Genomic DNA, 14,416 nt, shown 5'->3' with positions numbered 1-14,416 from the left:
CTAGTGCCCCGCGCGCGGCACCAGCTTAATCTCGTACAGCTTGGGCCACAATTTCCCGGTGACGAACAGGCGCTTTTTCTCGGCGTCCCAGGCGATGCCATTCATGACGTTTTCGCCGTTGAGGCCTTTGCCGGCGCCGGGAAACAGCTTGCCCAGGTCGATCCAGCCGGTGATCTTGCCGTTGGCCGGGTCGATGCGCGCAATGGTGTTGGTGTGCCACAGGTTGGCGAAGATCTCGTCGCCCACCACTTCCAGCTCGTTGACCTGGTCGACCGGGATGCCGTCCGCCGTCACCTTCACGCGGCGCACTTCGAGGAAGGTCTTGGGATCGAGGAAGCGCAGCGTGGCGGTGCCGTCGCTCATGATCAGTTCCTTGCCGTTTTGCGTCAGGCCCCAGCCTTCGCCGGGGTAGGCGAACTGGCTGCGCATCTCGAAGGTGGCCAGGTCGAACACGAAGCCGGTCTGGGTCTGCCAGGTCAGGCCGACCAGCGTGTCCTTCCATACCGCCAGGCCTTCGCCAAAGTACTGCGGCGGGATGTCCTTGCTCTGCAGGACCTTGCCGGTCTCCAGATTCACTTTGCGGATCGACGATTTGCCATTCAGGCCGGTGCTTTCGTACAGGAAGCCGTCGCGGTACAGCAGTCCTTCGGTGAAGGCTTGCGGATCGTGCGGGTAGGCGTGGACGACCTTGAAATCGTAAGTCGGGATGGCGGCGCCAGCGCTGGCGGCGGCAGGCAGCAGGGCAAAAAGGAGCAGGGTCTGGGCGTAGTTCGTTTTCACTATTCGTTCGCAGAGGAGTTTTCGAGTTCGATCATGGCTTCGAGCGTCGTGCCGGGGGTGTCGAGTTCCGCCTGGACGCAGGCGCGCGCTTCCGGCGACTGCACCAGCGTCACCGCCTGGGCGCGCGCCGCTTCCGCTGCAGCAGTATCGCCGCAGCCGTTCAGCAAGTCCAGCACCAGCGCCAGTTCGTTGATGTAGTTGTACACCTCGGCCAGCAGGGCGGAGATGCCGGCGGTGGTCAGCACATTGAAGCCGGCGCGCCGCTCGTTGAGCAGGGCCGCCGCCTGCGCCAGGTGCTGCATCGGCTGCGGCAGGTGGCTGCCGGCCAGCGCGTAGTCGCCGCAGGCCATCATCGCCGGCATTGCGGAGCGGGCGCATTGCCGCGCCAACGCTGGCGGCAGTTGCTGGAACAGATGGTAGGTGTTTTGCAGGTCGCCCAGCTTGTCGTTGATGGCGCGGATGTCGTTGAACAGGACCTCGGCGGCATCGCCGTCGGCCTGGGCCAGCAGGCGCTGGCTGTCGCGGTCGCGCAGATCGACCAGTGCGCGGCGCGCCGGCAGGTGTTCCTCCGCCAGCTTGGCCCAGGCGCCCAGCACATAGGACAGGCGCAGCGGCGCGGTCTCCGCGTCGGCGGCGCTGGCGTCGAACAGCCAGATATAGTCTTTGAGCGCGCTATCGAAAGCGCCGTCGGAGTGGGCCTTCCATGCGCGTTCCAGCACTTCGTGAACAGTGTCCATTGCTACCTCGTTTGGTATGAATGGACATTCTATTACGGATCAGGCGCTCAGTAGCTGTACTGCTGAAGGGAGTTGTGCTTCGTCGCGGTGCTGGTGGGCGCGGGTTTTCATCGCGTCGCCCAGCATCACCAGCACCGGGCCGTGGGCCGCGCCCAGGCCTTGCGCCAGCGAGGCGATGGTCAGGCGGCGGATATGCTGGTCCGGGCGGCTGCAATTTTCGATGACGACCACCGGCGTGTCCGGACGGCGGCCCTGCGCCAGCAGGCGTTCCGCCGTGGCGATGGCTTCGCGGCCGCCCATGTACTGCACCAGGGTGTCGGTGTCGGGGATGGCGTCGTGTTCGGTGTGTTCCGGCGCGGTGGAGGAGGTGAAAAAGGCGACGCTGCGCGCCACGCCGCGCTTGGTCAGCGGCTGCTTGCTGGCGGCCGCCGCGGCCAGCGCGGTGGTGATGCCGGGGACGACTTCCACCTCGATGCCTGCTTCTTCCAGCGCGCGCAGTTCCTCGTCGGCGCGGCCGAACAGCATCGGGTCGCCGCCCTTGAGCCGCACCACCAGCGGGAACTTGTGGGCGTTGTCTATCATCTGCTTGTTGATGAACTGCTGCGCGGTCGACAGCTGGCCGCAGCGCTTGCCGACCGGGATTTTCTCGGCTCGAGGGCACAGCTCCAGCATCTCGTCGGTCACCAGGGCGTCGTGCAGCACCACGTCGGCTTGCGCCAGCAGGCGCGCGCCGCGCAGGGTGATCAGGTCCTGGGCGCCTGGGCCGGCGCCGATCAGGTAGACTTTTCCGCGAGTTGCCATTGCCGTTTCCTCTTATTCGCCGAGGCGGATCATGCCCGCGGCGACGGTCTGGTGCGTGACTTCATCGATCAGGATGAAGGCGCCGGTGGCGCGGATGTCGGCGTAGGCGTCGGCCGCCAGCGGCTGCTGCACGGTCAGGCCGATGCGGGCGATATCGTTCAGCTTCAAGCCTTCGGCGCTGTGGCGCTGCTGGGTGTTGATGTCCAACAGCGAGTCGATGCCGGTGATCTTGGCCGAGGTCTGCTTGGTGCCGTGCTTGATCCAGTACTTGCGGCGCTGGTCCAGCGGCTCGTCGGACATCCAGCAGACGTCCGCCTTCAACTGCTTGAGCAGGGTCGCGGGCTGGCTGGCGCCGGCCAGCAGGTCGCCGCGCGAGATGTCCAGGTATTCGTTCAGCAGCAGCGTGATCGATTGACCGACCACCGCCGATTGATGCGAGCCTTCCAGCGTGACGATGTCCTTGACGGTCGCGGTCTGGCCGGATGGCTGCACCACCAGCGTGTCGCCGACCGAGACCTTGCCGGCCTCGATGCGGCCCATGTAGCCGCGGAAGTCGTTGGCTTCGTGGCCGTTGTGGCGGGCCACCAGCTGCACCGGGAAGCGGAACGGCGCATTGTGCGATTCGTCGTACACCGACAGCGATTCCAGCAGCTCGATCAAGGTCGGGCCCTTGTACCAGCTCAGTTTTTCGCTGGCGCTGACGACGTTGTCGCCGGTCAGGGCGGACAGCGGGATCGGCGTGATGTCCTTCAGGCCCAGCGTTTCGGCGAACTCGCGGTAGGCCTTGACGATGCGGTCGTAGATCGCCTGGTCGTAGTTCACCAGGTCCATCTTGTTGACGGCGACCACCACGTGCTCGATCTGCAGCAGGTGGGCGATGGTCGAGTGGCGCTTGGTCTGGATCAGCAGGTCCACACCGCCGTCTTCGTGCAGCTTCACTTTCGAGACGTCGATCAGGATGATGACGGCATCGGCGGTCGAAGCGCCGGTGACCATGTTGCGGGTGTACTGCTCATGGCCCGGCGTGTCGGCGATGATGAACTTGCGCTTGGGCGTGGCGAAGTAGCGGTAGGCCACGTCGATGGTGATGCCTTGTTCGCGTTCGGCTTCCAGGCCGTCGGTCAGCAGCGACAGGTCGACGGCGTCGCCGACGGTGCGCTTGTGCTTGGAGCGCGACATGGCGTCCAGCTGGTCGGCGAAGATGCCTTTGCTGTCGAACAGCAGGCGGCCGATCAGGGTGGACTTGCCGTCATCGACGGAGCCGGCGGTGATGAAGCGCAGCAGGCCGCGTTCAGTTTTTTGTTCGTGGTGGTCGGTGAGTGCGTTCATCAGAAGTATCCTGCTTTTTTACGTTTTTCCATCGAAGCCTCGGAGGTCTGGTCGTCCATCCGGGTGGCGCCGCGTTCGGTGATTTGCGTGACTGCGGTTTCGGCGATGATCTGGTCCACCGTGGCCGCATCCGACGACACCGGGCAGGTGCAGGAGATGTCGCCGACGGTGCGGAAGCGCACCACCTGCGTTTCGACGGTCTCGCCTTCGCGCGCCGGGGTCAGGTCGGTCAGCGGCACCAGCAGGCCGTTGCGCGGAATGACCTGGCGTTCGTGGGCGAAGTAGATCGGCGGCAGTTCCAGCTTTTCACGGGCGATGTACATCCACACATCGAGCTCGGTCCAGTTCGAGATCGGGAACACGCGCATGTTCTCGCCCGGATGGACGCGGGTGTTATACAGGTCCCACAGTTCCGGGCGCTGCGACTTTGGATCCCACTGGCCGAATTCGTCGCGGAAGGAGAAGATGCGCTCCTTGGCGCGGGCCTTCTCTTCGTCGCGGCGGGCGCCGCCGATGCAGGCGTCGAAGCCGTGTTCGGCGATGGTTTCCAGCAGCGTGACCGCCTGCGCGGCGTTGCGCGAATCGGTCAGCGGATTACGCAGGCGCACCGTGCCTTTTTTGATCGACTCTTCAACCGAGCCGACGATCAGGCGCTCGCCCAGTTCGGCCACGCGCTTGTCGCGGAAGGTGATCACTTCGGCGAAGTTATGGCCGGTGTCGACGTGCACCAGCGGGAACGGGAATTTGCCGGGACGGAAAGCCTTCTCCGCGATGCGCAGCAAGACCACCGAGTCTTTACCGCCCGAGAACAGCAGCGCAGGGTTGCTGCACTCGGCCGCGACTTCGCGCATGATGTGGATCGCTTCCGATTCCAAAGCGTCGAGGTGGCGCGAATTCACGTGCGCGGCGTGGTTTTCAACTAAAGCGTTCATGGACTATGCCTATTCTTTTGGGTGGCGCGCTTACGCCGCCACGGATTTAATGCGTATCAGTTTGCCGTCGACCATGTGCAGGCCGCACTCTTTCGAATCCGGGTTCTCCCACCACCAGCGGCCGGCGCGGACATCCTCACCCGGTTCGATGGCGCGCGTGCAGGGTGCGCAGCCGATCGATGGATAGCCCTGGTCGTGCAGCGCGTTGTACGGCACGCCGTTGTCGCGGATGTAGTTCCAGATGTCCGCCTCCGACCAGTCGGCCAGTGGATTGAACTTGGTCATGAGATGGGCCGGATCGTCTTCTTCCACCATCAGCGAGGTGCGGGTGGCCGACTGCGCGCGGCGCTGGCCGGTGACCCAGGCCTTGTTGCCGGCCAGGGCGCGGCCCAGCGGTTCGACCTTGCGGATGCGGCAGCACTCGCGGCGCATCTCGACGCTGTCGTAGAAGGCGTTCAGGCCGTTCTGCGCGACGTAGGCGTCGACCGCTTCGGTCTGCGGCTTGTACAGCGCGATCTGGTAGCCGTCGTAGTGTTCCTTGACGCGGTCCAGCATGGCCAGCGTTTCTGGATGCAGGCGTCCGGTTTCGAGCGAGAAGATGCCGATTTCCAGCTTGCCCTTCAAGATCAAGTCGGTCAGCACCATGTCTTCGGCCGCCAGGCTGGAGGCGAAGACCGCCGGGCTGTGGTCCTTGACGATGCGCGCCAGCGTGGCGTTGGTGTCGGCAATCAGCTTGTTCAGGTCACTCATGGCTGCTCCGATCAGATGCCGTAGCCGGCGTCGCCGGGGTTGACGCCGACGTTGCGGGCGTGGCGGCGGAACAGCGGCGCCTTCTGGTCCACCGATGCCTGGTAGGTCTCGGAGAAATCGGACAGGCCTTTCAGCGCGTCGTGGATGTTGCGGTCCGGGCGCGTGGCGTAGGCGTCGAAGCCGACGCGCTGCATCGAGAACAGTTGATCGCGCAGCACGTCGCCGATGGCGCGCAGTTCGCCGGTCCAGCCCAGGCGGGTGCGCAGGTTGTAGGCGATCGAATAGCCGCGGCCATCGGTGAATTTAGGGAAGTCGACGGCGACCAGGGCGAACTGGGACAGGTCGTCCTTTAGTGCTTCCGGGCGTTCGTCGCTGGCGATCCAGACGCCGATCTCGCCGGCGGCGGCGCGCGCCAGCAGCGTGTCGCGCTGGGCGTTCCAGACGGCGACCGGCACGATCACCTTGCCCGCCGGGACGGGCAGGGCGGCGATGGCGTCGGCTTCCGGGGCCACGCCGCCGTCGGCCGCTTCCGGCGCGCGCAGCACGTGCCAGGTGTCTTCGACCACTACACGGCCTTTGATGATCAGGTTTTTCACGGCTTCAGACATATTCATCCTCTCCAACCAGGCGACCGGCTTCGACGATCGGCGTGGCGTACACAAATTCCTTGAACGGCGCGACGCCCAGGCGCTGCGCGCAGTCGGCGAACGATTCGTCTTCGTAGCGGTCGCGCACATACACTTGCAGCAGGCGGCCTATCACTTCCGGCATTTGCAGCGCGGAGAACGATGGTCCGATGATCTTGCCGATGGCGGCGTTGTTGCCTTGCGAGCCGCCGATCGACACCTGGTACCATTCGCTGCCGTCCTTGTCGACACCGAGCACGCCGATGCTGCCGACGTGGTGGTGGCCGCAGGCGTTGATGCAGCCCGAGATATTGAGTTCGATCTCGCCGATGTCGTGCTGGAAGTCGATATTGTCGAAGCGCTCCGCGATGGCGGCGGCGATCGGCAGCGATTTCGCATTGGCCAGCGAGCAGAAATCGCCGCCAGGGCAGCAGATCATGTCGGTCAGCAGGCCGATGTTGGGCGTCGCCAGGCCCTTGGCCTTGACTTGCTCCCACAGCGTGAACAACTGCGACTGCTCGACGTCGGCCAACACGATGTTCTGCTCGTGCGTGACGCGCAGTTCGCCGAAGCTGTAGCGGTCCGACAGGTCGGCCATGAAGTCGATCTGCTCGGCGGTGGCGTCGCCCGGCGGCACGCCGGTCTTCTTCAGCGACAGCACCACGGCGGCGTAGCCTGGCTGCTTGTGCGGCTTGACGTTGCGGTTGACCCAGTTGGCGAAGGCCTTGTTGCCGGCGTGGGCGGCGACCACGTCGCTGTCGTCGAGCTGCTTGTAGGCCGGCGGCTGGAAGTAGTCGATCACGCGCTGCATCTCTTCGACGGTCAGCGTTTCCGGGCCGTCTTTCAGGTCCACCCATTCGGCTTCGACCTGGCGGGTGAACTCTTCGACGCCGATGGCCTTCAGCAGGATCTTGATGCGGGCCTTGTACTTGTTGTCGCGGCGGCCGTACTGGTTATACACGCGCATCACGGCTTCGGTGTAGGTCAGCAGATGCTGCCATGGCAGGAAGTCGCGGATCACGCTGCCCAGGATCGGGGTGCGGCCCATGCCGCCGCCGGCCATGAACTTGAAGCCGATCTCGCCGGCGTCGTTGCGCACCACGGTCAGGCCGATGTCGTGCACGGCGATGGCGGCGCGGTCTTCGACGGCGCCGTTGATGGCGACCTTGAACTTGCGCGGCAGGGCGATGAATTCAGGGTGGAAGGTGGACCACTGGCGCAGCACCTCGGCGTACGGGCGCGGATCGATGATCTCGTCGGCGGCGACGCCGGCGTAGGGATCGGAGGTGGTGTTGCGGATGCAGTTGCCCGAGGTCTGGATGGCGTGCATCTCCACCGAGGCCAGGTCGGCCAGGATGTCCGGGGTCTGCTCCAGCTCGATCCAGTTGAACTGGATGTTCTGGCGGGTGGTGAAGTGGCCATAGCCGCGGTCGTACTTGCGGGCGATGTGCGCAAACATGCGCATTTGCTTCGATGCCAGCAAGCCGTATGGGACGGCGATGCGCAGCATATAGGCGTGCCGCTGCATATACAGGCCATTTTGCAGGCGCAGCGGCAGGAATTCTGCTTCGGTCAGCTCATCGGACAGGCGACGGCGCACTTGATCCCGGTATTGGGCGATGCGTTCGCGGACGATGAGATGGTCATATTGGTCGTATTGATACATATTCTTCCTAGATAGTCGCTTGCTAGAACCCCCAAACTAGCGCTAATAGTAATAAACTTCGTCTTTATTCCATACGACTTAGTCTTTATTTGCTTATATACGTATCGGGTATAAGCAAGCTTAATAATTTTTGATGGGCCTGGACCTGCAATGAACCTTCACCAACTGCGCTTCGTGCGCGAAGCTGTACGCCAGAACTACAACCTGACCGACGCCGCCAAGGCGCTGTTTACGTCGCAGCCGGGCGTGTCCAAGGCGATTATCGAGCTGGAGGAGGAGCTGGGCGTCGATATCTTCACCCGGCACGGCAAGCGTATCCGTGGCCTGACCGAACCAGGGCGGCTGGTGCTGGAATCGGTGGAGTTAATTATGCAGGAAATTGACAGCCTCAAGCGCATCGGCAAGGAATATGCGGCCCAGGACAGTGGCAGTTTTACCATCGCCACCACACACACGCAGGCCCGCTACACGCTGCCGAAAGTGGTGCAGGCCTTCATGCTGAAGTTCCCCAAGGTGCGCTTGTCTTTATTGCAAGGCAATCCGCAGCAAATCGCCGAAATGGTCCAGCGCGACCAGGCCGACCTGGCCATCGCCACCGAATCCATCGCCGGCGTGACCGGTTTGATAACTTTGCCATGTTATCAATGGGAACATGTGGTGGTGGTGGCGCCAGACCATCCATTGCTGAAATCTAAGCAGATTACGCTGGAAGAAATTGCCGCTTTCCCGATTATCACTTACGATGCTGCCTTTGCCGGCCGCAGCAAGATCGACCATGCCTTCTCCCTGCGCGGGTTGAAGCTGGACGTGTTGCTGGAAGCCATAGACGCCGACGTGATCAAGACTTATGTGGAGTTGGGCATGGGGATTGGTATCATAGCGGGCATGGCCTTCGATGCCGAGCGCGACAAATCGCTGCGCGCCATTCCTGCGGGCCACCTGTTCGGCATGAATGTGTCGCGGGTGGCGGTCAAGCAGGGGGCATATCTGCGCAGCTATATCTACACCTTTATCGAACTGCTGGCGCCTACGCTCAACCGTAAATTGATCGAGCAGGCCATGAGCGGTGCAAAAGAACACTACGAACTGTAAATTAGAAAGTAAGACATGATTACCAACCAGTTGGCACAATTTTATGCCGTCAACGCCGATAACTACGACCAGATCTACGCGCGGGAAGAGCGCTTCGACGATCTGGACGACTTGCAGGAAATGGTCGCCGAGCTGTTCCAGGGCCACAAGGTGCTGGAACTGGCCTGCGGCACCGCGTACTGGACCGACCTGATCGCCGAAGTGGCGGAATCGGTGCACGCCACCGACCTGGTGCCGGAAATGATCGCGTTGGCCGAGACCCGCGGCCTGGACGAGGATGTGGTGACCTTCGGCGTGATGGACGCCTTCAACCTGCCGGACGGGCTGGAAGGCAAGTACACGGCGGTGTTCGCGGCCGGCCTGTGGACCCACGTCAAGCGCGAAGACCAGGAGAAATACCTGAAGACCCTGCGCGCCAAGCTGGGCAAGGACGTGCTGCTGGTGCTGCTGGACGAGACCTATGTCGATGGCGACAGCATGGTGTTCGCCCGTACCGATCTGGAAGGCAATACTTTCCAGATCCTGACCGCCGACGACGAGCAGCGCTACGAAGTGATGAAGAACTACCTGACCGACAGCACGCTGCGCAAGCGTTTCGCGACGTCGGCGCGGCAGATCCGCATCGAGCGGCTGGAGTACTACTACCTGCTCAACTGTCGCTTGAAATAACCTCCCAAAAAGCCGCGTTTCGCGGCTTTGTTCATTGTGATGCCGATTTACAACAAATGGTTGATGTCACATTGTTGAAGTAATTGATAGGCATGATTCGCCCCGTAGATTGATTACATGCAGTTACTTCTTCCAACCTTAAGTAGAGAACATCAAGTGAAAAAACTTACTCTGGTAGCAATGATCATCGGCGGTTTCGCAGCGCAAGCCCAAGCTCAATCGAATGTCACGATCTATGGCCTGGTTGATGCCGGCCTGGTCAGCGAGCGCGGCGGCGCGGCAGGCAGCGTGACCAAAGTCACCAGCGGTATCGGTGGCCAGTCGCGTCTGGGCTTCCGCGGTACCGAAGACCTGGGCAACGGCCTGTCGGCCATCTTCACCCTGGAAACCGGCTTGAAAGTGGACGATGGCGCGCTGGACAACGCCAACAGTGCCCTGTTCAACCGTCAATCGTATGTCGGCCTGAAAAGCAAGGAAGCCGGCACCCTGACCATCGGTCGCCAATACACCATGCTGTACAACGCCATGAGCCAGGTTGCCGATCCATTCGGCGCCGGTTACGCAGGCAGCATCAAGAACTTGTTCCCGGCAGCCGGCGCGAACACCCGCACCAGCAACGCCCTGGTCTACTCGACCCCGGTGATGGAAGGCTTCAGCGCCGACGGCCTGTACTCGCTGGGCGAGCAGGCTGGCAGCTCGACCGCCGGCCGCCAGTTCGGCTTCGGCCTGAACTTCGCCAACGGCCCGCTGAACGCGCGCCTGGTGTACAACAACCGCAACAACGACACCGCCGCCGTCGGCGCCACCCCGGCCAAGCTGCAAGACAGCGGCCGCAACACCCTGTTCGCGATCAACTATGATTTCGTGGTTGCCAAAGCCTTCTTCGCCTATGGCGCGGACAAGGGCGTGAACAGCGCGGCCCTGCCATCGGCTAACGCCTACGGCTACACCGTGGCGCCTAAGGCCAGCCTGGACAGCAACGACCTGCTGATCGGCGTGCAAGTGCCAGTCGCTCCTAGCGGCACCATCATGGCTTCGTACATCCGCAAGAACGACAAGACCGTCAACAACCAGGACGCCGACCAGTGGGCGCTGGGTTACCTGCACTCGCTGTCGAAGCGTACCGGCGTGTATGTCGCCTACGCCAAGATCAAGAACAAGAACGGCGCCGGCTACACCGTTGGTAACAACAACGAAGCTGGTAGCGGCGACAAGGCCTTCAACGTCGGCATGCGTCACGCGTTCTAAGCAGGATCAGGCGGCGTTTTCCTGAGGCGGCAGCGGCAGCCGGATCATGATCCGGGTGCCGCCGTCGCTGACGATGGCGATGTCGCCATGCAGTGCCCAGACGCGTTCGCGCATCCCGATCAGGCCGAAGGACGATGCTTTGTCCATGTCCTTTTCGGCGATACCGCGGCCGTCGTCATGGATGGTGACTTGCAGCAGACCGTCGGTGCGGTACAGCGACAACAAGACCTTGCGCGCTTCGGCGTGGCGGGTGATGTTGGTCAGCGCTTCCTGCGCAATGCGGAAGATGGCTGTGCTGTAGGCGTCGTCCAGTATCAAATCCTCTTCATTCGCGTCCAGCGTGCAGGCGATGCCGTAGCGCGCGACGAATTCCTGGCGCAAGCTCTCCAGCGCAAAATACAAGCCTCCCTCATCGAGCGCGCGCGGCCGCAGGTTGCTGGCGATGCGCCGCAGCGACGTGATCGCCGACATCAGCAGCTCATCCATGCCCGCCTGTAGCTTGCGGGCCGCCACGTCGTTGTTGTGCTGTTGCTGCAGCAGCGCCAGGTCCACGCGCAGCGTCGCCAGCAGCTGGCCGAGGTCGTCGTGCAGCTCGCGGGCGATGTGCTTGCGTTCCTCTTCCCGTATCGTTTGCAGCGCTGCCGACAGTTCGCGCAGTTGGGAATACGATTGTTCCAGCTGTTCCTGCACCTGTTTGCGTTCGGTAATGTCGCGCAGGATGATGGTGTGGATGCGGTGGCCGTTTTCCGCCAGCGACGAGATCGACCCTTCCAATGGAAAGTGCTGGCCGCTGGCTTTCTGGCCGGTCACGGCATAGTCGCTGGCGCGCCGGCCCTTCATGCGCAGGCGGATGCCGGTGTTGCCGAAGTAGCGGGTGCTGGCCGGCTCGTTGCTCAGGCGCTGGTCGCGCGGGATGAATTGCTGCAAGGGCGAGCCCTCCATGGCCTGCACCGTGGTGCCGAACATGGTGGCGGCCGAGGGGTTGGCTTGCAGGATGATCTGGTGTTCATCGGTGGAAATGATGGCATCGCTGGCATGCTGGATGATGCCGCGGCTGCGCTTGTGCGCGATGGCTGTGCGCGCGCATTGCCAGCCCATGCGCCAGGACAGGCGGCCGGCCAGCGCGATAGCGCCGCTGAGCATCAACAGTGATCGGATACGGGCCATGCGCTTCCCCATGCGGCAGGGGCCGCGTGGGTACACACTAAAGTAAGTGCAGGGCAGGGGCTTGATCTGCCTCAGACGCGGTCGGCGTCTGTGGCGGGATTACATCTGTTTGAACAGGTGCAGGAAGCTGCGGCTCACTTCCAGCTTGTCCGGCTTGCCCTTGATCATGACGAGATGGCGGCCACGGATGTCGCGCGTCACGCCTTCGATGGCGTTGACGTTGACCAGCGTGGCGCGGTGGATCTGCCAGAACAGTGCGGGATCGAGCTCCTCGGCCAGGTCGCGCACCGGCTTGCGGATCAGCGCTTCGTAGCGTTCGGTCTGCACGCAGGTGTATTTTTCGTCGGAACGGAAGAACAGGATTTCCTCGACCGGGATCATGCGCAGGTCCTGGCCGATGCTGGCCTGTATCCATTGCAGGTAGGCGGGTTTCGGCGTTGCGATCTTTTCCGCCAGTTGCGACAGCATGGCCGTCACGCTGGCGTTGACGTCGGCGGCCGCGGCCGGCTTGCTCATGCGGGTCTTGAGACGGTCGACCGTGATTTGCAGGCGTTCCTGCTCGGGCGGTTTGAGCACGTAGTCCACCGCGCCGCGCTCGAACGCTTCCACCGCGTAGGCGTCGTAGGCGGTCACGAACACGATGTGGCTCTTGTTGCCGATCACCGAGGCGGCTTCCATGCCGGTCTTGCCGGGCATGCGGATATCGAGGAAGGTGAAGTCCGGCTTGAGCTGGTCGACCAGTTCGATCGCTTCGTCGCCGTTCTTGGCTTCGCCAATAATTTCCAGCTCGGGCCAGACCTGGCCCAGGCGCATGCGCAGTTGGTCGCGCATCAGTCTTTCGTCGTCGGCAATAATCGCAGTAGGCATCGTGGTAGGGTGTGTAGTGTTAATTATTTAGTTAGTTATTCAAGGGATTATTCAACGAATCGTCGTAATAATCAATCGTTCTTATTTGGACAGCTGGTACGGGACTTCGATCGTGGCGATCACGCCGCTTGGGCTGTTGGCGGCGATCAGCAACTGGCCTTGTTCGCCATGCAGTAGTTTCAGGCGTTCGCGGATGGTCATCAGGCCCAGGCCGGTGCCGTCGCTGGGCACGGCACCGAAGCCGAGGCCGTTGTCGGTGACGATCACGCGCAGCTTGTTGTGGGCCACGTCGGCGCGCACTTTCAGCGTGCCGCCTTCGGGTTTGGCTTCCAGGCCGTGCTTGATGGCGTTTTCCACCATCGATTGCAGCATCATCGGCGGGAAGGCGGCGGTGCGCAGGCCGTCGGGGATGTCGAAGTCCACGGTCAGGCGTTCTTCCATGCGCATCTTCAGCAGGTTCAGGTAGGCTAGCACCATGTCGGCCTCGCGGCCCAGGTTGGTGATCAGGGCGTTGTCGCGCATTTGCGGCAGCACCGCGCGCAGGTATTTGATCAGGCTGCGCTGCATGGCGGAAGCGCGCGGCGGGTCGGTTTCGATCAGGTGCTCGACCGAGGCCAGGGTGTTGAACAGGAAGTGCGGCTCGACCTGGGCCTGCATCATCTGCATCTTCGCCTCGCTGAGCTGGCGCTGCATGGATTCGCGTTCGACGGCGGCGTTGGCGGTCAGGGTTTCGGCTTCGGCGCGCTTTTTGCCGCCCATCAGCGCCTTGGTGCCGAACAGCGCGAGCACCAGCAGCGAGACGAAGCTCTTGAACCAGGTCGAGGCTTGGCGATGGTAACGGGTGACTTTTTGCTCGGCGGCGTCGTCGACAGCTTCTTCAATCGCGTTCGACAGCTCTTCGCCGATTTGCGGCGGCAGGTCGATATGGACTTCTTCGCCCGGCAAGGCGGGGAGGGCGGGGAGGGATGCTGCGCCCGGCTTACCTATCTTGGCGGGCGGGGCTGCCGGGGCCGCTGGTGCTGGGGGCGCTGCAGGTGCCGCATTGGCCGGCTCGGCTGGCGGCGCTACCGGCGGAACGTGCGGCGAGCTATTGTCGTCGTTGCTGGAATCGGAGGAATCGCTTTTATCGGCCTTGTCGGCATCCTTGTTGCGGATCTTGCCGCGCGGGTTGAAGTGGATGCCGCTGTCGTCGATCAGAATATTGGTGTCGCCGTTTTTGCGTTTGGGATGCTTGTCGTTCTTGATCACGACTTCTTCGTCCGGGCTGGACGAGAACAGCTCGTCCTGCAGGATGGAGCCGGCGATCAACGTCAACACCGCGAAGACCAGGAACTTCCACCACGACAGCTGAGTGACCCAGGTGGCGGTAGAGTCGAAGCCGCGGTGCAGCCAGGCGCCGGCGGTTTTCAAGGTATCTTGCGTTTTAGGCATAGGAAACATGTAAGACTTTCACTCTTGTGCACGAAGCAAGTGTAACTAATTTTTTGATGATGCAACTGTACCTATAGGTGCGGCCACGCGCCAAGCTATTGCGACAGTCTGCAAGAAATGGGGATTGGACGGTGTGAGACAGGGAATAGATAAATAGGCCTTGCCAATCCTGTGGGCGCCTTGCTATAGTTCGCCTCCCTGCAAAACGGTGCATGCAAATGCAGAGAAGCGCGGGGAGTTGGAGAAAGTAGGGGTTGACGAAACGATCTAAACGCTTCATACTCTTTCTTCTTCGCTGACGGACACAACGCTCCGCAGCAA

14 protein-coding genes are annotated in these 14,416 nt (G+C 62.4%); 3 read left to right on the top strand and 11 right to left on the bottom strand.

Annotated elements, in window-relative coordinates:
- From AC07OK_RS25775 to AC07OK_RS25740, 8 genes are read right to left on the bottom strand one after another with little or no spacing between them, the layout of a single operon-like run.
- Positions 1 to 780 carry a glutaminyl-peptide cyclotransferase gene (locus tag AC07OK_RS25775; RefSeq protein ID WP_494692932.1) on the bottom strand — a complete coding sequence of 260 codons (780 nt, stop codon included), beginning with the start codon at positions 778 to 780 and terminating at the stop codon, positions 1 to 3.
- Positions 780 to 1,517, bottom strand: a complete 738-nt coding sequence (locus tag AC07OK_RS25770) for a hypothetical protein (protein ID WP_494692931.1) — start codon at positions 1,515 to 1,517, stop codon at positions 780 to 782. The genes AC07OK_RS25775 and AC07OK_RS25770 overlap by 1 nt, the downstream gene beginning before the upstream one ends.
- Before the next feature lie 39 nt (positions 1,518 to 1,556).
- Positions 1,557 to 2,318: a uroporphyrinogen-III C-methyltransferase gene (gene cobA, locus AC07OK_RS25765; protein ID WP_494692930.1), complete on the bottom strand. Its 762-nt coding sequence runs from the start codon at positions 2,316 to 2,318 to the stop codon at positions 1,557 to 1,559.
- Between the two features lie 12 nt (positions 2,319 to 2,330).
- A complete protein-coding gene (locus AC07OK_RS25760; RefSeq protein ID WP_494692929.1) occupies positions 2,331 to 3,647 on the bottom strand; it encodes a sulfate adenylyltransferase subunit 1 in 1,317 nt (438 codons plus the stop codon).
- Positions 3,647 to 4,579, bottom strand: a complete 933-nt coding sequence (cysD, locus tag AC07OK_RS25755; protein ID WP_026335191.1) for a sulfate adenylyltransferase subunit CysD — start codon at positions 4,577 to 4,579, stop codon at positions 3,647 to 3,649. Before cysD ends, AC07OK_RS25760 begins: the two co-directional genes overlap by 1 nt.
- A 30-nt stretch (positions 4,580 to 4,609) precedes the next feature.
- Positions 4,610 to 5,329 carry a phosphoadenylyl-sulfate reductase gene (locus AC07OK_RS25750; protein ID WP_494692928.1) on the bottom strand — a complete coding sequence of 240 codons (720 nt, stop codon included), beginning with the start codon at positions 5,327 to 5,329 and terminating at the stop codon, positions 4,610 to 4,612.
- Between the two features lie 11 nt (positions 5,330 to 5,340).
- Positions 5,341 to 5,937 (bottom strand): DUF934 domain-containing protein, encoded by a 597-nt coding sequence (locus tag AC07OK_RS25745; protein ID WP_494692927.1) that lies wholly within the window; start codon positions 5,935 to 5,937, stop codon positions 5,341 to 5,343.
- The gene (locus tag AC07OK_RS25740) at positions 5,930 to 7,621 is read right to left on the bottom strand and encodes a nitrite/sulfite reductase (protein WP_492931786.1); all 1,692 of its coding nucleotides are present in this window, start codon (positions 7,619 to 7,621) and stop codon (positions 5,930 to 5,932) included. Before AC07OK_RS25740 ends, AC07OK_RS25745 begins: the two co-directional genes overlap by 8 nt.
- A gap of 150 nt (positions 7,622 to 7,771) precedes the next feature.
- Between AC07OK_RS25740 and AC07OK_RS25735 the strand changes: the two genes are divergently transcribed.
- The 3 genes from AC07OK_RS25735 (at position 7,772) to AC07OK_RS25725 (ending at position 10,630) form a co-directional block, all read left to right on the top strand.
- On the top strand, positions 7,772 to 8,713 hold the full coding sequence (locus tag AC07OK_RS25735; RefSeq protein ID WP_492931788.1) for a CysB family HTH-type transcriptional regulator: 942 nt from the start codon (positions 7,772 to 7,774) through the stop codon (positions 8,711 to 8,713).
- A gap of 15 nt (positions 8,714 to 8,728) precedes the next feature.
- Positions 8,729 to 9,382, top strand: a complete 654-nt coding sequence (locus tag AC07OK_RS25730) for a class I SAM-dependent methyltransferase (protein ID WP_217940532.1) — start codon at positions 8,729 to 8,731, stop codon at positions 9,380 to 9,382.
- A gap of 156 nt (positions 9,383 to 9,538) precedes the next feature.
- Positions 9,539 to 10,630: a porin gene (locus AC07OK_RS25725; protein WP_494692926.1), complete on the top strand. Its 1,092-nt coding sequence runs from the start codon at positions 9,539 to 9,541 to the stop codon at positions 10,628 to 10,630.
- 6 nt (positions 10,631 to 10,636) lie between these two features.
- Here the strand turns inward: AC07OK_RS25725 and AC07OK_RS25720 are convergent, their stop codons facing one another.
- The 3 genes from AC07OK_RS25720 to AC07OK_RS25710 all read right to left on the bottom strand — a co-directional run bounded on the left by AC07OK_RS25720 (position 10,637) and on the right by AC07OK_RS25710 (position 14,104).
- A complete protein-coding gene (locus tag AC07OK_RS25720) occupies positions 10,637 to 11,797 on the bottom strand; it encodes a sensor histidine kinase (protein ID WP_494692925.1) in 1,161 nt (386 codons plus the stop codon).
- Positions 11,798 to 11,896: 99 nt separating this feature from the next.
- Positions 11,897 to 12,664 (bottom strand): LytR/AlgR family response regulator transcription factor, encoded by a 768-nt coding sequence (locus AC07OK_RS25715; RefSeq protein WP_026335193.1) that lies wholly within the window; start codon positions 12,662 to 12,664, stop codon positions 11,897 to 11,899.
- Between the two features lie 81 nt (positions 12,665 to 12,745).
- Entirely contained in the window at positions 12,746 to 14,104 is a 1,359-nt protein-coding gene (locus AC07OK_RS25710) for a sensor histidine kinase (RefSeq protein ID WP_494692924.1), read from the bottom strand.
- Positions 14,105 to 14,416: the final 312 nt, after the last annotated feature.

This window comes from Duganella sp. GW821-FHT07G03, from assembly GCF_059418605.1.
This window is presented reverse-complemented; position numbering and strand designations above follow the sequence as displayed.